The sequence below is a fragment of the Phenylobacterium sp. genome (assembly GCF_030681155.1).
Lineage (GTDB): Bacteria > Pseudomonadota > Alphaproteobacteria > Caulobacterales > Caulobacteraceae > Phenylobacterium.
The window spans coordinates 98,873-120,666 of record NZ_JAUXXE010000030.1 but is presented as its reverse complement, the minus strand read 5'-3'; the positions used below and the strand labels follow the sequence as shown (position 1 = coordinate 120,666).

Here is a 21,794-nt window from a genome sequence, read left to right as displayed (position 1 = left end):
TCCATTTGCATGGGCTAGGTCAGCCCTGTACCTTCCGACAACCTCACAACCGTCCGAACGGGCGCATTTGTCCGTAGTATGTGTTATGGATACACACGCGATTTCACTGATGGAAATCGTCAAGACGCCGGGTACGGCTTTCGCTCCGCGAGCCTCTGGTCACTGAAAGTACGGCCATAGCTATCCAACCTGACGCAGGTTTGGCGTTGGCGGTCGTCGCCTCCTCCACGGCTCCCATCGTTTTGCTAGACGGCGAGTTCACCGTCCTTGGTGCAAGCGCATCTTTCTTCCGCGAATTTCATATCGAACCGTCGACAGCTCCCGGCCTCAAGCTCTTCGCGCTAGGGTCTGGGGAGTGGGACGTGCGTCAGCTCCGTTCGCTGCTAAACGCCACAGCTTCTGGCGATGCGAAGATCGACGCCTACGAAATGGACCTCAAGAACACCCGCGGAGCCTCCCGACGGCTGGTTCTGAATGCTCAGAAGCTCGAATATGGAGACGCTGCGGACAGTTGGATTCTATTGTCCGTTGCTGACGTCACTGACGCCCGCCTTGCAGAGAAGCTAAAGGATGACCTTCTTCGAGAAAAGGCGATCCTCCTCCAGGAGGTCCAGCATCGCGTCGCCAACAGCCTCCAGATCATCGCTAGCGTGATCTTGCAGAGCGCGCGCAAGGTCAGCTCAGATGAGACGCGGCTTCACCTCACCGACGCTCACAATCGGGTGATGTCTGTCGCGGCGCTACAACAGCAGCTGGCGGCCTCCAGGCTCGGCGAAGTCGAGCTCAGATCCTATTTCATAAAGCTCTGCGAGAGCATCGGCGCGTCCATGATCAGGGACCACGATCAATTGGTCTTAGAGGTGAAGGCCGATGACAGCACCAGTGAGGCGGACGTTTCTGTCAGCCTAGGCCTCATTGTCACCGAGCTGGTCATCAACTGCCTGAAGCACGCCTTTCCCGGTGGGCGGCTGGGAAAGATCGAAGTCGGCTATCAATCTCGCGGACCAAATTGGACCCTGTCGGTCGGCGACGATGGGGTAGGCATCCCCAAGGATAGGGCAAGCTCGACGCCGGGCCTCGGCACAGGCATCGTGGAGGCGCTCGCAAAGCAATTGAGCGCTCGGGTTCAAATCTCTGACGCTCACCCTGGGACGCTGGTCTCGGTGATCCACAATCAGATTGCGGCGGTCCCCGATGCGGCCGACGAGGCGTCGCGGCCAAAGACGGCGACCTAAGCGCAAGACAAGTCGCGGTCTGACCCACCTCGATTAAGACACGCCTGACGGCGTGAGGCTTGAGCAGGTCAATGGCTTGGCCTGCGTGCCAGAGCCGGCTGATCGGCATACCGCCAAGGCTCTCGCGCTCCTCGTGCTCAACGGCGCGGGCGAAACCCATTCACGCTACTGCGAGTCATTCGCATATATGGCCTTATCCGTCGCTGATGGAGTGACGCCAATGACCAGTCCCGCCCCCTACAAGTTGTTCAATGTGACCCTGCTTCGAAAGGCGCCGCTGTCGCCGTCGCTGTGGCGTTTCACCTTCGGCGGCGCCGAGGTGGCGGCGATGAAGACCTGCGCCGCAGACCAGCGGATCAAGATATTTCTGCCGGACGCCGAGGGCCGACCGCCGGCCCTGCCCGACGCGCCTGACTGGTACGCGACCTATAAGGCTCAGGATCCAGCGCTCCGCCCGCCGATGCGAACCTACACCATCCGCCAACTGCGCGCCGAGGCCGCCGAGTTGGATATCGACTTCGTGCTGCACGGCGAGACCGGCCCCGCCTCGACCTGGGCGACCCACGCCAAGCCGGGCGCCCGGTTGCAGATCACCGCGCCCAATGCGGCCCACAAGGGCGACCCTGGCGGATATGAATGGAAGCCACCGACGGGGCTGAAGCGCCTGCTGCTGATCGCCGATGAGACCGCCCTGCCCGCTATAGCGGGCATCCTCGAACAACTGGCCGCGTCGCCCGAGCCGCCGCAGACCCAGGCCTTCATCGAGGTCCCGCACGGCGGCGATCAAATCTCGCTGGCGTCCTGGCCGGGCCTCACGGTCGAGTGGATGGCGAGGGACGCGAACGCGCCCGGCGCGCTGATGGTTCTGGCGGCCGAGCGCGCAGTGCTGCCACTGAGCGCCCCGGCGCGGGGCGTGCCGGTCCTGGCCGATGTGGACGTGGACAACGTGATCCTCTGGGACCAGGCCGCACCCCGGGACAGCGGATTCTATGGATGGGTGGGCGGCGAAGCCGCTGCTGTGTTGGCCATCCGCCGGCAGCTGATCCAAGAACGAGGAATAGACCGCAAGGCCCTGAACCTAATGGGCTATTGGCGCGAAGGCCGTGTACTGGACTAGTCCTCGTCGGCGAACTGTCCGGTCAGACTTAATCCCTCGATCCAGGTGGCGCCGTCCTGCTTTGTCACGGTCCGCACCTTTCCCGCGCCGGTGGCGGCGATGGCGTCGGCCAGGGGGTGGGAATGGGTCACCAGCCAGACCTGCGAGCGCTCTGCAGCCTGCGTCACCAGCCGCGCGAGCGGAACCATCAGGTCGGGATGCAGGCTGGCCTCAGGCTCGTTCAGAGCGATGAACGGCGGCAGCCGATAGCCTAGCAGCGCGCCGGCCAATCCGAGGAATCGCAGCGTGCCGTCGGATAGTTCCTCTGGCTCGAACACCCGCTGGGGAAACTCGGCGAACACCATGCCGAAGGTCGCCGCGCGTTCCGGGACGGGTAGGACGAGCCGGGCGCCAGGAAAGGCCGCGGCGATCGCGGCGTCCAGGTCGTGGGTGTCTTCACGGATGTGGGCCAAGGTGGCGAACACGGCCGCCAAGTTCGCACCGTCAGACGCGAGCGTCGGCGTGGCGACCGCAGGGCATGGCCGGCGAAGGGGCGAACCGGAGTCGGTGCGCAGGTCGTGGTAAAACCGCCATTCCAGCAAGGTCCGCCGAACCATGTCGAGCATCGGATATCGGCTGGGGTCCTCGAGCCGTCCCAACACCGTCTCTGAGGACAGGAGGTCGATGTCGATCTCGACCGGACGACCCGCCTCGTCCCTGGCCATCACCGAGGGGCCCCGACGGTCCACCAGCCGGACCTGCCGCTCGCCCCCGTCATAGGAGAGCCACTCCTCCTTGATCTGCGGTTCGGCGGCGGCGGTCGGCGCGGGAAAGCCGACGGCGACGTGATAGCGATAGATTCCACGCGCGGCGCCCCGCGCCTGCGGATCGGAGAGGCTGACCTCCAGCTCGATACGCGCCGGACCCGAGCGGCGGCGGCCGGCCCAGAAGGCCGCCTCCATACCTTCCTGGGCCAGTTCCAACCCCAGCGTGTTGGTCGCCGCCGCCCGGACCAACTCCAGTGCGCGATAGAGGTTGGTCTTGCCGACGCCGTTACCGCCGACAAAGACCTCAAGGTCCGAGACCGGGCAGACGATCTTGCGCAGCGACCGATAGCCGGTCGCGGAAAACTCACGCACGAGAAGCAAGGAGCGGCCCTCCAACGACTGTGTGGTCAGGCATAACAGCCTACGCTGGGTTCGTCCGCCCTCAGGCGGCCGGCGTGAACACCTCGCGCAGGTCCGCCGCCAGTTGCTCCACGCGGCGAAGGTCCGCGTCCCACGAAAACATGAACCGCGCCCCGCCGCCGATGAGGGTGTAGAAGCGCCAGCCGCGTGCCCGCAGGTCGTCCAGGCGCTGCTCCGACGCCTGCAGAAACACCGCATTGGCCTGGACCGGGAACATCAGGCTGGCCCCTGGTAAATCCCGCACCTGGTCGGCGAGCGCTTTGGCGCAGGCGTTGGCGTGAGCGGCGTTGCGCAGCCAGGCGCCGTCCTCAAGCATCCCGATCCACGGGGCAGCCAGGAAGCGCATCTTCGAGGCCAGTTGTCCCGCCTGCTTGCAGCGATAGTCGAAGTCCTCGGCCAAGCCATGGTCGAAGAACAGGATCGCCTCCCCCACCGCCATGCCGTTCTTGGTGCCGCCGAAACACAGCACATCGACACCCGCCTTCCAGGTGATGTCGGCCGGCTCGCAGCCGAGGTGAGCGCAGGCGTTAGCAAAGCGCGCGCCGTCCATATGCAGGCGCAGGCCGAGCTCACGGCAGACCGCCGAGATCTCCCGCACCTCGTCCTGCGAATAGACCTGACCGGTCTCGGTCGGCTGGGTGATCGTCACCACGCGGGGCTTGGGGTAGTGGATGTCGCTGCGTTTGCCGGCGATCTCGCGGATGGCGGCAGGCGTCAGCTTCCCGTCCGGGCTGGGCGCGACCAAGAGCTTCGAGCCATTGGAGAAGAACTCCGGCGCGCCGCACTCGTCGGTCTCGACGTGGGCGGACTCGGCGCAGATCACGCTGTGATAGGATTGGCAGAGCGCCGCCAAGGTCATCGAATTTGCCGCCGTCCCGTTGAAGGCGAAGAACACCTCGCAATCGGTGGCGAACAGGGCGCGGAAGGCGTCGGCCGCGGCCTGTGTCCAGGCGTCCTCGCCATAGGCTGGGGCGTGGCCGCTATTGGCGGCGTCCATCGCCGCCCAGGCTTCGGGGCAGATGCCCGCATAGTTGTCGCTGGCGAACTGTTGGATGGCGTCGGTCATGAGAACTGGCCTCTTCATCGGTTACGCATCGAACGGCGTCTGACGTGAGGCATGATCCCGTAGTTTGCCGGACCGGCCACATCCCCCCTTGCGGAGGCGCCACCTTGCTCGGGAGCAGGTTGGCGTTGAGCGTCAGCTCAACTCTTGATGCTTATAGAGGCTCGATAGTCGAGATCGGGGCGGCGCTCAAGAGCGGCCGCCCCCTTGGCTGTTACGTCGCAGGCGTCACGGGCGGCGGGGCCGCGAACGGCTTGATGTTGAGGTGCTGATAGATTTCGGCCGGATAGTAGGCGACGCCGCCCTTCATGGTCATTCGGACTTCGCGGATTTTGGAGATGTCCTTTGTCGGATCGCCGGCGACCAGGATGAAGTCGGCTAGCTTGCCGCGCTCGATGGAGCCGAGCTGATGGTCGCGGCCGAAATAAACCTCGGGGTCCAGGGTGGCCAGGCGCAGGGTCTTGGCCGGCGTGATGCCAGCGGCGACATAGACCTCCAGCTCGCGATGGACCGAGAAGCCAGTGCCGTCGTCGGTGCCAGGCAAAAGCTGAATGTTGTTGTCGTCCAGCAGCTTGAGGACCTCGAGCACCTTCTTGAAGCCCGCCTGATAGTCGGCGTCCTCCTGCGGTGAATTGACGGTCACGAAGCTGCGCTTGCGGTAGCGCTGATAAGCGATCGGCACATGGTCGATGTAGTAGGCGTCGCCCGCCTGCACCTGGCCTGAGCGGCTGAGCATCAGGCGCTCGAGGATCATCGCCGTGGTGTCGAGCTTGGTCCCCTTGGCCTTCATCAGGTCGATGGTCGCCTGGACGCGCGGGGACGTCAGATCCAAATCCTTGCCGCGCGCCATGCCGGTCAGGCGTAGCGGCGTACGGGTGTCTTCCCTCGGGTCAAGAATCCAGCCCAGCATGAGCTGGTTGACGTGGGCGATGTCGTCATAGCCGTCGCGGATCACCCGGTCGGGCGAGGAGAAGGCCGGGACGTGACCGGTGACGCCCATGCCCAGGCGGTGAGCCTCGGCGGCCAGCGGCGCGACCCAATCGGGATTCATCGAGTTGTAGATCTTGATCTGCCAGTAGCCGTGGTCAGCGTACCAGCGGACGTTGTCCAGGCCCTCATCCAGGGTCGCGGGGATGAAGCCGTGACGGGCCGAGTAGTCGCTGCGGCCCTCCAGGAAGCCGTTGCGGACGATGCGCGGACCGGCGAGCAGCCCGTTGTCCATCCCCTCGACCCAGCCGAGCAGTTCCTCGTTGTGGTTGCCCTGGTCGCGCGTCGAGGTGACGCCGGCGGCCAGATAGAACAGGTTCGACGACAGGGTGGTGTGCGAGTGCATATCGTGCAGGCCAGGCACCAGCGTCCCGCCCTGCCCGTCGATCACCACCTCGCCCTTCGGCGCCGGAACGCCGGGCCTTTCGGGCATGACGCCGGTGATCTTGTCGCCGAACACCACCACCGACGACAGCTCTCCGAGCTTCATCGTGCTGGGATCGAAGACCCGCACATTGCGGATGCGGACTGGCGTTTTGAAACGGTGAGCCAGCTTCTTCTGGGCCTCCATGGCCCGCTGGATGGCGATCTCCTGGCTGACCTCTTGCAGGTCCTTCAGGTGGCCCTCAAAGCCCTCGCGGATCAGACCGCCGCCGAGCGTGCCGAACAGCTCACCCTGACCATCGACCAGCACATAGGTCGGTTCCAGATCGATGCCGCTCAGCTCATAGATCGTCAGCGGCACGGCCGACGCGCCTTCGCCCAGAGTGAGCTTGCGGACCTCTTCCAGGCGCATCGTGCCGGATGGCAGCACCGGCAGGGTGTGGTTTGGCGCCTTCAGCAGCGCCTTCACATAGACGCCCAGCATCCAGGGGCTGGCGTCGTTGGCGATGTAGAGCGTAGGGGTCGTGGACTTGACCTTGCCCTTGTCGGCCTGGCTGACCCACTCGGCCCGGCCGGGTGTCCAGGTGAAGCGTTCCTGCACCGGGCTGCCGAACAGCGACGAGCCGTCGATCGCCCACCGGACCGGCAGGCCCTGGGCGTCGAGTTCGATCTGCTCCTTGGCCTTGGGCCCCCGGCCGTTGTTGTTGACCGCATAGTCGACGGTGACGGCGCGCGGCTCGACCTCGGCGGTCAGGTGACCGACCTTCTCGCCATTGGCCATGACCACGAAACGCTGAGTGGCGGCGAACGCCGAACCGGCCAGGGCCGAGGCCAGCATCAAGGACAGCGCGAATGTGCGCGAACGGATCATGGGACGTCCCCCGACGATGAACATTTTACATCGATCAATTTAGGCCGGTCAGGCGGGGCGATCTTTGCGATCTGGCCCCGCTTTGGTGCGCCTCGGCGCAGTCCTATTCGCGTCCGCCCCGGAACGCGCATAGGCAATTCGTCGCGTCAGGCGGTGACGATAAAGCCGTCCCGAGCGGCGACGGGCCATGGCCGTAAGGTCTGGCCCAAACATGGGCCGCCGACGCAGGCGCCGGTGTCGATATCGAACAGCGCGCCATGCCAGGAGCAGGCGATGAGATCACCGGCCGGGGTCAGGTAATCGTCGAGCTTCTGGGCGAGAGGCAGGCCTGCATGCGGGCAGCGGTCGACATAGCCATGCACGTCCCTGCCCCGCCGGACGACGAACCCATGGAAGCGGGCCTCGCCGATCTGCAGGACGAAGTTGCGCGCGCCGCCGTCCACCACTGTCTCCAGCGTGCAGAGCTTCACACCGGCCGGGGTGGCGAACAGCCGAGCTGGCGCGGCGTCTTCACTCAAAGGGCAGGCTCGATCACGCCCCGGCATTCGCCAAAGCCAATGGAGACCCGGCCATCGGCCTGGGCGCGGGCGGCGATGGCCAGTTCGTCTCCGTCCTGCAGGAAGGTTCGCGTCTCGCCAGTCGGCAACGTGATCGCCTGGGCGCCGCCTTTGGTCAGCTCCAACAGGCTGCCGAGTCCGCTGTCGTCGGGCGTGGAGATGGTGCCGGTGCCGAGCAGGTCGCCTGGCCGAAGGTCGCAGCCGCCGACCGTGTGGTGGGCTACCAGCTGAGCCAGGGTCCAATAGAGGTTGCTGGCCGGACCACGCGACAGGCTGACCGGGGTCAGGCCCTGCTCACGCATTTTCGCCGTGGAGAGCAGCACCTCTAGCTCGATCCCGTAGGCGCCAGCCGCCTGGTCCTGCTCATCCCACAGATAAGCCATCGGCCGCGGGTCGCCCTGCGGGCGCGGCGGCTGAGCGACGCGGAACGGGGCCAGGGCGTCGGCGGTGATGATCCACGGAGAGACCGTGGTCATGAAGTTCTTCGCCAGGAACGGGCCGAGCGGCTGGTACTCCCAGGCCTGGAAATCGCGGGCTGACCAGTCGTTCAGCAGGCAGAGACCGGCGATGTGGTCACCCGCCTCGCCAATGGCGATGGGCTGGCCGAGCGCGTTGCCCTGGCCGATCCAGACGCCCAACTCCAGTTCAAGGTCCAGGCGCTGCGAGGGACCGAAGGTCGGCGCCTCGGCGTCGGGCGCCTTGCGCTGGCCGCTCGGACGGCTGACCGGCGCGCCGGACGGACGGATCGAAGAAGCGCGGCCGTGATAGCCGATCGGCACATGCTTGTAGTTCGGCAGCAGCGGGTTCTCAGGCCGGAACTGACGGCCCACGTTCAGGGCGTGATGGATGCCCGCATAGAAGTCGGTGTAGTCGCCGATGGCGGCCGGCAGATGCAGCACGCAGTCGGACGCCGCATGCAGCCAGGTCTCGACCTCGGCTCGGTCGGGCGCGCCCTGAGCCAGCAACTCGGAGAGACGTTGGCGCAGGCTCCGCCGCGCGGCGGGGGCCAACCCAAGCAAAGGGTTCAGCGTGGAGCCTGCGCCGGCCTCCGCGGCCGACTTGGCCGGGCCTGAAAGCAGGTCCGAACGAGCGGCGAGCGAGAGATCGAGAATGCGGTCACCAATGGCCACCCCGCCACGCGCCGGTTCGCCCGGCGAGCTGAACACCCCGAGCGGCAAGTTCTGGATGGGGAAGTCAGGGTGGTCGTTGGCCGAAGCGACCCAGCTGGTACGCGCTGGGTCATGGGTCTCGTCTAGGATCAACGCGGCAACTCCGCCTTCGTGAAATCGGCCCAGCAGTCGTCGTAGTCGGGCTGGGCGAGTGGGGTTTCGACGGCGAACCGGGTCGGCCGGATCACCCAACGGCTTTCGAACATGAAGGCCATGGTGTTTTCGATCTTGTGCGGCGCGAGGCTCGTGGCGACCGCGCTCTCGTAGCTGGCCTTGTCGGGGCCGTGGCCGCTCATGCAATTGTGCAGGCTGGCCCCGCCCGGCGCGAAGCCGCCGGCCTTGGCGTCATAGGCCCCGTGGATCAGGCCCATGAACTCGCTCATCACGTTCCGGTGGAACCACGGCGGGCGGAAGGTGTGCTCGGCCACCATCCAGCGCGGCGGGAAGATCACGAAGTCGCAGTTGGCGGTGCCCGGGATCTCCGAGGGCGAGGTCAGGACCGTGAAGATCGACGGATCGGGATGGTCGAAGCTGACGGCGCCCAACGTATTGAATCGCGCCAGATCATATTTGTATGGCGCGAGATTGCCGTGCCACGCCACCACATCGAGCGGCGAATGGTTCAGCGTGCAGGTCCACAGCCGGCCCTGGAATTTCTGAACGACTTCCGTGGGTTCGTCGCGATCTTCAAACCAGGCGACCGGCGTCAGGAAGTCACGCGGATTGGCCAGACCGTTGGAGCCGATAGGCCCGAGGTCCGGCAGGCGGAACGGCGCGCCGTAGCTCTCGCACACGTAACCGCGTGCGGCCTCACCGCTCAGGTCGACGCGGAAACGCACGCCGCGCGGGATCACCGCGATCTCGCCCGGCGCGACGTCGAGACGACCCAGTTCGGTGGCGATCAGCAGCGCGCCGTCCTGCGGTACGATCAACAGCTCGCCGTCGGCGTCATAGAACACCCTGCCCTGCATCGAGCGGTTGGCGGCGTAGAGGTGGATGGCGATGCCGGCGCCGGTCGCGGCGTCGCCGTTGCCGGCATAGGTCACCAGGCCGTCGACGAAATCGGTCGGCTCGGCCGGAAGCGGCAGCGGGTCCCAGCGCAGGCGGTTGGGGGTGGGCGGAACTTCGTCGAACGGGCCAGAGCGCACCAGCTTGCCGCCCTCATAAGGCAGGAACGGCGCGTGGCTGGCGGTGGGGCGCAGCCGATAGAGCCAGGAGCGGCGGTTCTCATGGCGCGGGGCGGTGAAGGCGCTGCCGGACAGCTGCTCGGCATAGAGGCCGAACGGCGTGCGCTGCGGCGAGTTCTGGCCCTGGGGCAAGGCGCCGTCGACAGCCTCGGTGGCGAAGCTGTTGCCGAAGCCGGACATATAGTTTTGCGCGCTCACGGATACTTCCTCCATCACCGCTCCCCCTCCGTCGCGCTTACGCGCGCCACCTCCCCCAACGGGGGAGGATCTTGAACCCGAAGATGCTCCCCCGTTGGGGGAGCTGTCAGCCAAAGGCTGACTGAAGGGGCCGCCGCCGCCGCCCCCCAAGTCACCCTAGGCCGCGTCGACCGTGATCACACCGCGACGGATCTGGTCGAGTTCAATGGACTCGAACAGGGCCTGGAAGTTGCCGTTGCCGAACCCCTCGTTGCCCTTGCGCTGGATGATCTCGAAGAAGATCGGGCCAAACAGGTTCTCGGTGAAAATCTGCAGCAGCAGGCCTTCGTCGCCGACATTGCCGTCGAGCAGAATACGGTTCTTGCGCAGGCGCTCCAGGTCCTCGCCGTGGCCGGGGACGCGCTTGTCGATCAACTCGTAATAGGTCTCGATGGTGTCCTGCAGCTTCACGCCGCGCGCGCGGAGCTTCTCGACCGTGCCGTAGATGTCGGCGGTGGTCAGGGCCAGGTGCTGGATGCCCTCGCCGTTGTACTCGCGGATGAACTCTTCGATCTGGGACTTGTCGTCCTGGCTCTCGTTCAGCGGGATGCGGATGGCCTTGTCGGGCGCGATCATCGCCTGGCTGAACAGGCCGGTCGCCTGGCCCTTGATGTCGAAATACTTCTGCTCTTCGAAGCCGAAGATCTGATTGTAGAAGGTCGACCAGGTGCGCATCTGGCCGCGACGGACGTTGTGGGTCAGATGGTCGAGCAGGTCGAGGCCGACATTGTTGGCCAGCTCCGCCTCGACCGCGCCCGGGATCTGGTCCCATGCGTCATAGATGGTTCCGGCGTCGCCGAACCGGTCGACCAGATAGAGCATCGAGCCGCCGATGCCTTCCAGCACATAGGCGTCCGGGAAGGCGCTCTGGCTGGCGTCGGCCGCCTTGGCGCCGCGCGACAGGGCCAGCTCATAGGCGGCCTTCGCGTCGGCGACGCGGAAGGCCATGCCATTGGCCGACGGGCCGTGGGCGGCGCGGAACGCGGCAACTTGGCCGTCAGCGTCCTGGTTGACCAGCAGGTTGATGCGGCCCTGCTTGTAGCGGACCAGGTTCTTGGTCGGGTGCTTGGCGTAGGCCGTGAAGCCGAGCTGTTCGATCAACTCGACCATGCGGGCCGGGTCGGGGCTGGTGAACTCGACAAACTCAAAGCCGTCGAGGCCGATCGGGTTGTTGGCGGTGATGGTCATTGGGCGTCTCCCGACAGGCAGGCGCCGAGCGCCTGGACAAATGGCTGGACGGTGTCGGCGGTGAGGCCGGCGAGATTGATGCGGCCGGAACCGGCCATGTAGACGGCGTGGTCACGACGAAGGGTCTCGACCTGGGCTGGCGTCAGCGGCAGCAGCGAGAAGAGGCCGTGCTGATCACGTAACGGCTCAAGGCGCGGATCGGCCTCAGCCAGAGCATGGCGAACCGAGACCAGGCGCTGGCGCATGCCGTCCAGTTCGGCGCGCCATTGCGCGGTGAGGCCCGCGTCCTCCAGCACCACCCGCACAACCGCCGCGCCGTGATCGGGCGGCATGGACCAGTTGCAGCGGGCCAGTTGCAAGATGTTGGAGCGGACCAGGTCGGCATGGCCGCGGGCCCGAACAAACAGGGCGCCGGTGCGCTCACGATAGAGGCCGAAGTTCTTGTCGAAGGAATAGGCGACCAGCGCGGTATCGACCGTATCGAGCACCAGCCGAAGACCCGCCGCATCCTCGTCGAGACCTGCGCCCAGGCCTTGATAGGCCAGGTCGATCAGCGGAACCGCGCCGCGCTTGGCCAGCAGATCGGCAACCCCGCGCCATTGATCGAGGGTCAAGTCGGCGCCCGCCGGGTTGTGGCAGCAACCGTGCAGCAGGACGACGTCGCCGGGCTCGACGCCGCTGAGCGCGGTCATCATCTCGTCGAAACAGACCGCCTGGGTCTTGGGGTCGAAATAGCGATAGGTCGCCACGCTCAAGCCCGCCTGGGCGAAGATCGGAGCATGGATCGGCCAGCTGGGCGTGCCCAGCCAGATCCGCACGCCGGGCGTGCCGGCATTGGCGAGCTCGGCCGCCAGGCGAAGGGCGCCGGTGCCGCCGGGGGTCTGGACGCCGAACAGATCCTGGGAGGCCGCGCCCTGGCCGAAGATCACCGGGACGATGAGCTCCAGGAAGCGCAGGTCGCCCTCAGGGCCGAGATAAGACTTAGTGGGCTGGGTTTCGAGTAGGACGGCTTCGGCCGCCTTCACCGCGCCGAACACAGGGGTGTCGCCGGCCGCGTCCCGATAGACGCCGACGCCGAGATCGATCTTCTGCGGACGCGGGTCCTGGCGATAGAGCGCGATCAGCGACAGCAGCACGTCGGGCTGCTGGGGCTTCAGCCCTTGAAACAGGGAACGCGCAGGCGCGGCGACATCCAACATCGAAAGGACTCCTCTTGCGATGAAATCTACGCAGGAGGCGCGACAAATGGCTTTCAATCTCGCGGCGTTTTGACGATCATGTGGACATCTGTTTCACATAATGGCCATCACGTGAAAGAAACTGTTCAACTCGACGAGATCGACCGCAAGCTGCTGCGCGCCCTGCAGCACGACGCGAGTCAGAGCCATGCGGCGTTGGCCGAACAGGTCGGCGCGTCGCCGGCCTCCTGCTGGCGCCGGATCAAGGCGTTGGAGAGCGCCGGGGTGCTGTTGGACAGCGTCAGGCTGGTCGACGCCGAGAAGGTGGGGCGCGGCGTCAACGTCATGTGTCAGCTGCGCATGAAGTCTCACGCCACCGTCGTGCGCCAGGAGTTCGAGGCGTTCCTGCGCTCAAGGCCGGAGATCATGGAGTGCCATTCGATGTCGGGCGAATGGGATTATCTGATGCGGGTCGTGGTGGCCGACGTCGCCGGCTATGAGCGGTTCCTGATGGGCGCCCTGCTCAACCACCCCAACGTCGCCAACGCCGCCTCGCACTTCGCGTTGAGCCAGGTGAAATACTCGACGGCCATGCCGGTTTAGGGAACGGTCACACGACAAAACGCCCCGCGATTGTCGGAACAGATGGCGCGCGTTCGTCCTTTGGTCAGTTCAGACCCGCAGGAGACGCTCCCATGCCCTACGTCGATGGTTTCATACTTGCCGTGCCGAAGAAGAGCCTCGAGGCCTACAAGGAAATCGCCCGCACAGCCGGCGCCGTCTGGATGGACCACGGCGCGCTGTCCTATGTCGAATGCGTCGGAGACGACGTGCCCTATGGCGAACTCACCTCTTTCCCCCGCTCCGTTCAGGCGACCGACGACGAGGTCGTGATTTTTTCGTGGATCACCTACGAGTCGCGAGAGCAGCGCGACGCGATCAACGCCAAGGTCATGGCCGACCCCAGGCTGAAGACCGATCCCGCCTCCATGCCGTTCGACGGCAAGCGCATGATCTTCGGCGGTTTCGAGAGCTTCGTCGACCTTTAGCCCCGCGACGGGCCGAAGCGGGCGACGAGGTCGTAGGCCTCGCCTGGGAATAGCTGACGCACCTTGGTGACGCCTTCGCCGCCGCGCCAGGTGCGGCGTTCGACGGCCAGGCAGGCGGTCCCGGGCGCGATGGCCAGCAGATTGGCGCTATCATTGTCTGCGCCCATGGCGCTGATGCGGTTCTCCGCCTCGGTCCAGGGGATGTGTTCCAGAAGCCAAGCGCCGGGCGGGTGAGCGGCGAAGTCGGCGTTGCGGGCCAGCGGCGCGGCAGTGAGGCTGATCAGGCGATCCTCGATGGCGAAGGGCCGGCCATTGGCGAAGTGAACCCCACGCAGAGCCAGCAAATCGCCGCCCCGCGCCAACTCGATTTCCTCGACGTTCTTCGCCTTGGGCGCACGCGGCGTGCAGGAGACCAGCTTGAAGGCATAGGCCTCGCCCCGCCCCTCGATCTCGGAGCGCAGGTCCGGGATATCGAGAACGGCGGAGTGCACCTTCGGCCGCGCGACGAACGAACCGGCGCGGCGGCGGCGGACGACCAGCCCCGCCTCGGCCAAGGCTGAGATCGCCTTGCTGACCGTCATTCGCGAACAGCCGTATTGGACGGTCAGCTCATGTTCGAACGGGATGCGATAGCCGGGCCCCCATTCGCCCGACAGGATCTTGGCCTCGATCTCGGTGCGGATGCGTTTCTGCAGCGAGGCGGGAGCGTCTTCCGGGAAGGCGGCGGGCTTGTTCACGCGAGCACTTTCTCCAGAGCCTGCCGATAGCGCGCCGTGATCTCGTCGCGGCGGTGGTGGCGTCCATTACTGACGACCTTGCGACCCGCGCGCCAGACCCCGTCGATGACGTCGCGCCGGGCGGCGAACACGAAGCTGTCCAGGATCGCATCGCCCTCGCGGCCGATCAGGGTCGGATGGTGGGCGTCCAGGCTGACAAAATCGGCCGGCGCTCCGACGCTAATCCCCAAGCCATCCCCGCCCAGCGCCTGGGCGCCGCCCGCCAGGGCCGCGCGATAGAGATCGCCGCCCGTCGAGCGGCCGGCCTGTGTCGCCATCACATTGCGCGTCCGCCTGGCCAACCGCTGGCCGTATTCCAGCAGCCGAAGCTCCTCGGCGGCGTCGATCAAGACGTTGGAGTCCGAGCCGATGCCGAACCGGCCCCCGGCGTTCAGATAGTCCTTGGCCGGAAACAGCCCGTCACCCAGATTGGCCTCGGTGATGGGGCAAAGACCGACCACCGCGCCGCTGGCCGCCATGCGCTCGGTTTCCTGCGGCGTGACATGGGTCGCATGCACCAGGCACCAGCGGGAGTCGACCGGCGCATGGTCGAGCAGCCAATCGACCGGGCGCTGCCCCGACCAAGCCTCGCAATCGAAGACCTCCTTGATCTGCTCGGCAATGTGGATGTGGATCGGCCTGTCGCCCGCCAGGGCGACAAGCGCCTCAAGCTCGGCCGGCGTCGCGGCCCGTAGGCTGTGCGGGGCGAGCCCAACGACAGCTCCCGGCAGATGGGCCACCGCCCGCCGGCTGGCCTCAAGCAATCGCGCGAAGATATCGATATTGTTGATGAAACGGGCTTGAGCGGCCGTAGGAGCGCCGCCGCCGAAGCCGGAGTGCGCATAGAAGACCGGCAGCAGGGTGAGCCCTAGGCCCGTAGCCTCCGCCGCCGCGCCGATGCGCGCGGCCATCTCGGCGGGGTCGGCATAGGCGCGGCCGCCCTGGTCGTGGTGCAGGTAGTGGAATTCCCCAACCCGGGTGAAACCGGATTCCAGCATCTCGGCATAGGCGAGCGCGGCAACCGCCTCGACCTCGTCCGGACCCAGCCGCTCCAGGAAGCGGTACATGACCTCGCGCCAAGTCCAGAAGCTGTCGGCCGACGGACCGCGCACTTCGGCCAGGCCCGCCATGCCGCGCTGGAAGGCGTGGCTGTGCAGATTTGGCAGTCCGGGCAGCGCTGGGCCATAGGCGCTCTCGCCCGGCCGTCGCGGCGCCTGAGTTTCGATCGCGGCGATCTGGCCATCCCGAACGCTCACGCGCACCTGGCGCGCCCAACCGGTCGCCAGCAGCGCGCTGTCGAACCAGATCGTTTCACCTCGATCAGACACTGGACAAGCCTCCTCGCTCGGACATATGTCTATACATTAATCGAGACGATGTGAAGGAGGCGGACATGCGATGCGATCGGATCTGGGCGAACGCCCGCCTCGCCACGCTTTCCCCGACCCGACCCGGCTTGGGCGAGGTCGAAATCGGCCTCATCGCCAGCCAGGATGGGCAGATCGTCTATGCAGGTGACGCCGCTGAGGCCCCGCGATTCGAGACGGCAGAGACCATCGATTGCCAAGGTCGCTGGATCACGCCTGGGCTGATCGACCCTCATACCCATCTGATCTTCGGCGGCGACCGCGCCCACGAGTTCGAACTGCGGCTGGCCGGCGCCTCCTATGAGGCGATCGCGCGGGCCGGCGGCGGCATCGTTTCGACCATGAAGGCGACGCGGGCGGCTAGCGAGGACGAACTCGTCGCCAGCGCCCTGCCCAGGCTCGACGCCCTGATCGCCGAAGGCCTGACGACCATTGAGGTGAAATCGGGCTACGGCCTGTCGCTGGATCACGAAATGAAGTCGCTGCGGGCCGCTCGAAAGCTCGCCCAATTGCGCCCGGTCAGCGTGAAGACGACCTTCCTCGGCGCCCACGCCTTGCCGACCGAATACGATGGTAATTCTGATGGTTACATAGACGAAGTATGTAATCGCATGATCCCTGCCGTGGCCGCCGAAGGATTGGCTGACGCGGTGGACGCTTTCTGCGAGGGGATCGGCTTTACGCCCGATCAGACGCGCCGAGTGTTCGAGGCCTCCAAGGCGCATGGACTGCCGGTGAAGCTGCACGCCGAGCAGTTGTCGAACCTGCACGGCGCGGCGCTGGCCGCCGAATTTGGCGCGCTATCGGCCGATCATCTTGAACATCTGGACATGGCCGGCGTCGCCGCCATGGCGAAGGCGGGCGTGGTCGCGACCCTGTTGCCAGGCGCCTACTACTTCGTACGCGAGACCAAGCTGCCGCCGATCGAGGACCTGCGCGGGGCGGGCGTGCCGATCGCGCTGGCCACCGACTGCAATCCTGGGACGTCGCCGCTGACCTCGCTGCTGCTGACCATGAACATGGGCGCGACGCTGTTCCGCCTGACGGTCGATGAATGCCTCGCCGGCGTGACGCGGGAAGCCGCCCGTGCGCTCGGCATGCTGGCTCAGACCGGGACTTTGGAAGTCGGCAAGCGCTGCGATCTCGCCATCTGGGACATCGAGCGCCCAGCCGAACTTGTCTATCGCATGGGGTTCAATCCGCTCCATGCCCGCGTGTGGAGTGGACTATGAACGACGTCGTGATGCGACCAGGCGAGGTCAGCCTCGCCGAGTGGCGCGCCATCTATCGCGGCGCCGGCGCCAAGCTTGAGCCGGCCTCTGCACCGGTGATCGCCGCCAGCGCGGCCGCGGTCGAGCGCATCCTGGCACGCGGTGAGCCGGTCTATGGGATCAACACCGGCTTTGGGAAGCTGGCCAGCGTCCGCATTGAGGCAGGCGATCTTGAGACCCTGCAACGCAATATCGTCCTGTCCCACGCCGCGGGCGTGGGCGAGCCCTCCCCCGTTCCGGTGATCCGGCTGATGCTAGCCTTGAAGCTGGCCAGTCTGGCGCAAGGCGCCTCGGGCCTGAGGCCGACCACCGTCGCACTGCTGGAAGCCATGCTTCTGAAGGGCCTGACGCCGGTCGTTCCTGCCCAGGGCTCGGTCGGCGCTTCTGGCGACCTCGCCCCGCTCGCCCACATGGCGGCGACCATGATCGGGGTCGGCGAGATCTTCGTCGGCGAAGCCCGCCTGCCCGCCGCCCAGGCGCTGGCCGAGGCCGGGCTTTCAGTGGTGACGCTAGGCCCCAAGGAGGGCCTGGCCCTGCTGAACGGCACCCAATTCTCGACCGCCAACGCCCTGGCCGGCCTGTTCGAGGCCGAGGTGCTGTTCCGCACCGCCCTAGTCACCGGCGCGCTGTCGACCGAAGCGGCCAAGGGCTCCGACACCCCGTTCGATCCGCGCATCCATGCCCTGCGCCGCCATGCCGGCCAGATCGAGACCGCCGACGCCCTGCGCGGGCTGATGGCCGGCTCGGCGATCCGCGCCTCGCACCTGAAGGACGACGAGCGCGTTCAGGACCCCTACTGCCTGCGCTGCCAGCCGCAGGTGATGGGCGCCGCGCTCGACGTCCTGCGCCAAGCGGCGACCACGCTGGGGACCGAGGCCAACGGCGTCACCGACAACCCGCTGATCTTCCCAGAGACCGACGAAGCCCTGTCCGGCGGCAACTTCCACGCAGAGCCGGTGGCCTTCGCCGCAGACATGATCGCCCTGACCGTCTGCGAGATCGGTTCGCTGGCCGAGCGGCGGATCGCCATGCTGGTCGATCCCGCGCTCTCGGGACTGCCGGCGTTCCTGACGCCCAAGCCTGGCCTCAACTCCGGCTTCATGATCCCGCAGGTCACGGCCGCCGCCCTGGTGTCGGAGAACAAGCAGCGCGCCTATCCGGCCAGCGTCGACTCGATCCCGACCTCGGCCAATCAGGAAGACCACGTCTCGATGGCCGCCCACGGCGCGCGCCGGCTGCTGGCGATGGTCGAGAACGCCACGGCAGTCATCGGCATCGAACTGCTGGCGGCGGCCCAGGGCTGCGACTTCCACGCGCCCTTGACCTCCAGCCCGGCGCTGGAATCGGTGCGCGCCCTGCTGCGCGCCAAGGTTCCGCACCTGACCGACGACCGTCACTTCCACCCCGATATCGAGGCGGCCAACCTGCTGGTTCGTTCGGGCGCGGTCTGCGACGCGTTGGGCGCCGCGACCTTGCCGGGCGTGGCGTGATGGATTGGCTGGAGGTTCATCGCGGCGACGCGCCGCTGGTGGTCAGCTTCCCGCACACGGGAACCGAGATCCCGGCTGACGTCGAGGCTCAACTCATCTCGCCCTGGCTGGCCCGCAAGGACGCGGACTGGTGGATCCACCGGCTCTACGGCTTCGCCCGCGAACTCGGCGCCACCACCGTGCGCACGGCGATCAGCCGCAGCGTCATCGACGTGAACCGCGACCCCTCCGGTGCCTCGCTCTATCCCGGTCAGGCGACCACCGAGCTTTGTCCGACGACCACCTTCGACGGAGAGCCGCTCTATCTGGGCGGCGAGCCGAACGAGTCTGAGATCGCCCGACGTCGGACGATCTACTTCGAGCCCTATCACGCCGCCCTGGCCGCGGAGTTGAAACGGCTACGCGAGATCCACGGCAAGGTCGTGCTCTATGAGGCCCACTCGATCCGTTCGGTGATCCCGCGGCTGTTCGACGGAACGCTACCGAACTTCAATCTGGGCACCAATTCCGGGACCAGTTGCGACGACGCCCTGACCAGCGCCGTCGAGGCAGCCTGCGACGCCAGTTCGTTCAGCCGGGTGACCAACGGCCGCTTCAAGGGCGGCTGGACGACCCGCCACTACGGCCAGCCTGCGAACGGCGTCCACGCCATCCAGATGGAACTGGCGTGCCGCGGCTACATGGACGACCCAGCGGCCGCGCCCACGCCGGCCACCTGGCCCACCCCCTACTCCGAAATCCAAGCCGCGCCGATGCGCGCGGCCCTCACCGATGTCCTGAAGGCGTGCCTCGCCTTCGCCAAAGCCTGAGCCATTCCATGACCCGCCTAGACCCCACCCGCGTCATCCGCCCCGCGATCGGAACAGAACTCACTGCCAAGAGCTGGCTGACCGAAGCGCCGCTGCGCATGCTGATGAACAACCTGCACCCCGACGTCGCCGAGCGACCGGAAGAGCTGGTGGTCTATGGCGGCATCGGCCGCGCCGCCCGCGACTGGGAGAGCTACGACAAGATCGTCGAGACCCTGCGCCGGCTGGAGGACGATGAGACCCTGCTGGTTCAGTCTGGCAAGCCGGTCGGAGTGTTCCGCACCCATGCCGACGCCCCACGCGTGTTGATCGCCAACTCCAACCTGGTGCCGCGCTGGGCGACCTGGGAGCACTTCAACGAACTGGATCGCAAGGGCCTGGCCATGTACGGCCAGATGACTGCCGGCTCTTGGATCTATATCGGCGCTCAAGGTATCGTGCAGGGCACCTATGAGACCTTCGTCGAGATGGGCCGCCAGCACTATGCCGGCGATCTGTCCGGTAAGTGGCTGCTAACCGCCGGGCTCGGCGGCATGGGTGGCGCCCAGCCGCTGGCCGCCGTGATGGCGGGGGCTTCTTGCCTGGCCGTCGAATGCCAACCCTCGCGTATCGAGATGCGCCTGCGCACCGGCTATCTCGATAAGGCCACGGAAGATCTCGACGAAGCCCTAGCCTGGATCAAGCAATCCTGCACCGACAAGGCCCCGATCTCGGTCGGCCTGCTGGGCAACGCCGCCGAACTGCTGCCCGAACTGTTCAAGCGCGGGGTACGCCCCGACCTGCTGACGGACCAGACTTCAGCCCACGATCCGATCAACGGCTACCTGCCCAAGGGCTGGAGCTTGGAGCGCTGGGCCGCCATGCGCGAGCAGGACCCCAAGCAGGTCGAGGAAGCCGCCCGCGCCTCGATGGCCGAGCACGTTCAGTCGATGTTGGACTTCCAGGCCGCCGGCGTCCCCACCGTCGACTACGGCAACAACATTCGCCAGATGGCCAAGGAAGAGGGCGTGGCCAACGCTTTCGATTTCCCGGGCTTCGTGCCGGCCTATATCCGCCCGCTGTTCTGCCGCGGCATCGGCCCGTTCCGCTGGGTGGCGCTGTCGGGCGACCCCGAAGACATCGCCCGCACCGACGCCAAGGTGAAGGAGTTGATCCCCGACAATCCGCACCTGCACAACTGGCTCGACATGGCCGGGAAGAAGATCAAGTTCCAGGGCCTGCCAGCGCGCATCTGCTGGGTCGGTCTGGGCGATCGCCATCGCCTGGGCCTGGCCTTCAACGAGATGGTCGCGTCGGGCGAGCTGAAAGCCCCGATCGTCATCGGCCGCGATCACCTGGATAGCGGCTCTGTCGCCTCCCCCAACCGCGAGACCGAAGCCATGCGCGACGGTTCGGACGCGGTCTCCGACTGGCCTCTGCTGAACGCCCTGCTCAACACCGCCTCGGGCGCGACCTGGGTCTCGCTGCACCACGGCGGCGGGGTCGGCATGGGTTTCTCGCAGCACTCGGGCATGGTGATCGTCTGCGACGGCACCCCGGCCGCCGCCAAGCGCATCGAGCGCGTGCTGTGGAACGACCCGGCGACCGGCGTCATGCGCCACGCTGACGCCGGCTATGACATCGCCCTCGACGTCGCCCGCGAGAAGGGCCTCGACCTGCCGGGCATCCTCGGCTGATGCGGATCCTGCGCGCGGTCAATCGCACGCCCATGCCGTGGAAGAACGGCGGCGGGGTGACGCGGGAGGTCGCGATCTGGCCGCCGACCGCGGCGCTGGACGCCTTCGACTGGCGGATCAGCATCGCCGACGTGGCGCAGGGCGGGCCGTTCTCGGCCTTCCCAGGCGTCGATCGGGTGCTGACGGTGATTGATGGGGCCGGACTTCAGCTGGCCGTCGAAGGTCTGGCGACCGTCACGCTCGACGCCGCAACTCCCCCCTTCGCCTTCCCCGGCGATGCGGCCTGCGCCGCCACACTTCACGACGGGCCGATCCGTGACCTGAACCTGATGATCCGCCGCGGTGTCTGCACCGTCAGTGTCAGCCGCCTGAACGGCCCGCACGTTTTCGAATGCGCGGCCCAAACGACATTCGTCCTGGCGCTGGAGCCGCTGGAGTTGAACCGCGAGCATCTTGAGGCCGAGGACGGCGCGATACTCGAACGCGGCGCACGGCTGAACCTTGGTGGGGGCCGCGCGATCCTGGCGGAAATCGACGCCTAGGCTGACGGGCCTCAGGAGGCCGGCGCGTCGGTGACTTCCAGCAGTTCGATGCGGAACACCATCGCCGCATTGCCAGGAATGATGTCCTTGCCGGCCGCGCCATAGGCGTACTCCGGCGGCAAGTAGATTTCCCACTCATCGCCCGGGCGCATCATTGGAACCACGGTCGTCCAGCCGGGGATCAGGCGCCCAAGCGGGAAGCTGACCGCGCCGTCAGGCTCGTCCTTCGATGAGTCGAACACCTTGCCGTCGATGAAGCTGCCTACGTAGCGGACCCTCACAGTCGCGGACCGTTGCGGATGAACGCCATCGGCCGGCCCCGACTTCAACACCTTGTACTGAATGCCAGGAATGGTCTTCACGCCCGGCGCCTTAGCGTTGCGAGCAAAGAAGGCGGCGTTCGCATCTTTGGCGGCCCCCGGGCCGGCCAGCGCCAGGGCCATGATGATTCCGACTGCGACTCGCATACCAACCT

Annotated in this window: 20 protein-coding genes and 1 riboswitch; of the genes, 9 read left to right on the top strand and 11 right to left on the bottom strand. The window is 66.6% G+C overall.

Annotation, left to right across the window (positions count from 1 at the left end):
- Positions 1-206: 206 nt before the first annotated feature.
- Both Q8M13_RS06895 and Q8M13_RS06890 read left to right on the top strand, forming a co-directional pair.
- Positions 207-1,235, top strand: a complete 1,029-nt coding sequence (locus Q8M13_RS06895) for a sensor histidine kinase (RefSeq protein WP_370869976.1) — start codon at positions 207-209, stop codon at positions 1,233-1,235.
- Positions 1,236-1,455: 220 nt separating this feature from the next.
- Positions 1,456-2,352 (top strand): siderophore-interacting protein, encoded by an 897-nt coding sequence (locus Q8M13_RS06890; protein WP_305299040.1) that lies wholly within the window; start codon positions 1,456-1,458, stop codon positions 2,350-2,352.
- On the opposite strand, the gene Q8M13_RS06885 is transcribed toward Q8M13_RS06890, so the two are convergent.
- The 8 genes from Q8M13_RS06885 to Q8M13_RS06850 all read right to left on the bottom strand — a co-directional run bounded on the left by Q8M13_RS06885 (position 2,349) and on the right by Q8M13_RS06850 (position 12,360).
- The gene (locus tag Q8M13_RS06885) at positions 2,349-3,470 is read right to left on the bottom strand and encodes an AAA family ATPase (protein WP_305299217.1); all 1,122 of its coding nucleotides are present in this window, start codon (positions 3,468-3,470) and stop codon (positions 2,349-2,351) included. The two genes, Q8M13_RS06890 and Q8M13_RS06885, sit on opposite strands and share 4 nt — an antisense overlap.
- 70 nt (positions 3,471-3,540) lie before the next feature.
- The gene (locus Q8M13_RS06880) at positions 3,541-4,584 is read right to left on the bottom strand and encodes a low specificity L-threonine aldolase (RefSeq protein WP_305299039.1); all 1,044 of its coding nucleotides are present in this window, start codon (positions 4,582-4,584) and stop codon (positions 3,541-3,543) included.
- Between the two features lie 50 nt (positions 4,585-4,634).
- Positions 4,635-4,740: riboswitch (SAM-I-IV-variant riboswitch) on the bottom strand.
- 55 nt (positions 4,741-4,795) lie between these two features.
- Positions 4,796-6,823, bottom strand: a complete 2,028-nt coding sequence (locus Q8M13_RS06875; protein WP_305299038.1) for an amidohydrolase family protein — start codon at positions 6,821-6,823, stop codon at positions 4,796-4,798.
- Between the two features lie 146 nt (positions 6,824-6,969).
- Positions 6,970-7,368 carry a Rieske (2Fe-2S) protein gene (locus tag Q8M13_RS06870; protein ID WP_370869975.1) on the bottom strand — a complete coding sequence of 133 codons (399 nt, stop codon included), beginning with the start codon at positions 7,366-7,368 and terminating at the stop codon, positions 6,970-6,972.
- Positions 7,338-8,642, bottom strand: a complete 1,305-nt coding sequence (fahA, locus tag Q8M13_RS06865) for a fumarylacetoacetase (RefSeq protein WP_305299036.1) — start codon at positions 8,640-8,642, stop codon at positions 7,338-7,340. The genes Q8M13_RS06870 and fahA overlap by 31 nt, the downstream gene beginning before the upstream one ends.
- Entirely contained in the window at positions 8,639-9,916 is a 1,278-nt protein-coding gene (hmgA, locus tag Q8M13_RS06860; RefSeq protein WP_370869987.1) for a homogentisate 1,2-dioxygenase, read from the bottom strand. The genes fahA and hmgA overlap by 4 nt, the downstream gene beginning before the upstream one ends.
- Before the next feature lie 174 nt (positions 9,917-10,090).
- A complete protein-coding gene (gene hppD / locus Q8M13_RS06855; RefSeq protein WP_305299034.1) occupies positions 10,091-11,161 on the bottom strand; it encodes a 4-hydroxyphenylpyruvate dioxygenase in 1,071 nt (356 codons plus the stop codon).
- Positions 11,158-12,360, bottom strand: a complete 1,203-nt coding sequence (locus Q8M13_RS06850) for an amino acid aminotransferase (RefSeq protein ID WP_305299033.1) — start codon at positions 12,358-12,360, stop codon at positions 11,158-11,160. The genes hppD and Q8M13_RS06850 overlap by 4 nt, the downstream gene beginning before the upstream one ends.
- A gap of 111 nt (positions 12,361-12,471) precedes the next feature.
- Between Q8M13_RS06850 and Q8M13_RS06845 the strand changes: the two genes are divergently transcribed.
- Complete coding sequence (locus tag Q8M13_RS06845) at positions 12,472-12,942, top strand: Lrp/AsnC family transcriptional regulator (protein ID WP_305299032.1); 471 nt, start codon at positions 12,472-12,474, stop codon at positions 12,940-12,942.
- Between the two features lie 92 nt (positions 12,943-13,034).
- Positions 13,035-13,388: a DUF1428 domain-containing protein gene (locus Q8M13_RS06840; protein WP_305299031.1), complete on the top strand. Its 354-nt coding sequence runs from the start codon at positions 13,035-13,037 to the stop codon at positions 13,386-13,388.
- Here the strand turns inward: Q8M13_RS06840 and hutC are convergent.
- Both hutC and Q8M13_RS06830 read right to left on the bottom strand, forming a co-directional pair.
- Positions 13,385-14,125, bottom strand: a complete 741-nt coding sequence (gene hutC / locus Q8M13_RS06835) for a histidine utilization repressor (protein WP_305299030.1) — start codon at positions 14,123-14,125, stop codon at positions 13,385-13,387. The two genes, Q8M13_RS06840 and hutC, sit on opposite strands and share 4 nt — an antisense overlap.
- Positions 14,122-15,492: a formimidoylglutamate deiminase gene (locus tag Q8M13_RS06830; RefSeq protein ID WP_305299029.1), complete on the bottom strand. Its 1,371-nt coding sequence runs from the start codon at positions 15,490-15,492 to the stop codon at positions 14,122-14,124. The genes hutC and Q8M13_RS06830 overlap by 4 nt, the downstream gene beginning before the upstream one ends.
- A 65-nt stretch (positions 15,493-15,557) precedes the next feature.
- Here Q8M13_RS06830 and hutI point away from each other — a divergent pair, with 65 nt between their 5' ends.
- The 5 genes from hutI to Q8M13_RS06805 are packed head-to-tail and all read left to right on the top strand — an operon-like array spanning position 15,558 to position 21,319.
- The gene (hutI, locus tag Q8M13_RS06825) at positions 15,558-16,763 is read left to right on the top strand and encodes an imidazolonepropionase (RefSeq protein ID WP_305299028.1); all 1,206 of its coding nucleotides are present in this window, start codon (positions 15,558-15,560) and stop codon (positions 16,761-16,763) included.
- Positions 16,760-18,292, top strand: a complete 1,533-nt coding sequence (gene hutH, locus Q8M13_RS06820) for a histidine ammonia-lyase (RefSeq protein WP_370869974.1) — start codon at positions 16,760-16,762, stop codon at positions 18,290-18,292. Before hutI ends, hutH begins: the two co-directional genes overlap by 4 nt.
- Positions 18,289-19,101, top strand: coding sequence for an N-formylglutamate deformylase (hutG, locus tag Q8M13_RS06815; protein WP_305299026.1), 813 nt, complete (start codon positions 18,289-18,291; stop codon positions 19,099-19,101). Before hutH ends, hutG begins: the two co-directional genes overlap by 4 nt.
- An 8-nt stretch (positions 19,102-19,109) precedes the next feature.
- Positions 19,110-20,777, top strand: a complete 1,668-nt coding sequence (gene hutU / locus Q8M13_RS06810; RefSeq protein WP_305299025.1) for a urocanate hydratase — start codon at positions 19,110-19,112, stop codon at positions 20,775-20,777.
- Positions 20,777-21,319 carry a HutD family protein gene (locus Q8M13_RS06805; protein WP_305299024.1) on the top strand — a complete coding sequence of 181 codons (543 nt, stop codon included), beginning with the start codon at positions 20,777-20,779 and terminating at the stop codon, positions 21,317-21,319. Before hutU ends, Q8M13_RS06805 begins: the two co-directional genes overlap by 1 nt.
- 11 nt (positions 21,320-21,330) lie before the next feature.
- Here Q8M13_RS06805 and Q8M13_RS06800 read toward each other — a convergent pair whose 3' ends face one another.
- On the bottom strand, positions 21,331-21,786 hold the full coding sequence (locus Q8M13_RS06800; protein WP_305299023.1) for an FKBP-type peptidyl-prolyl cis-trans isomerase: 456 nt from the start codon (positions 21,784-21,786) through the stop codon (positions 21,331-21,333).
- Positions 21,787-21,794 lie beyond the last annotated feature (8 nt).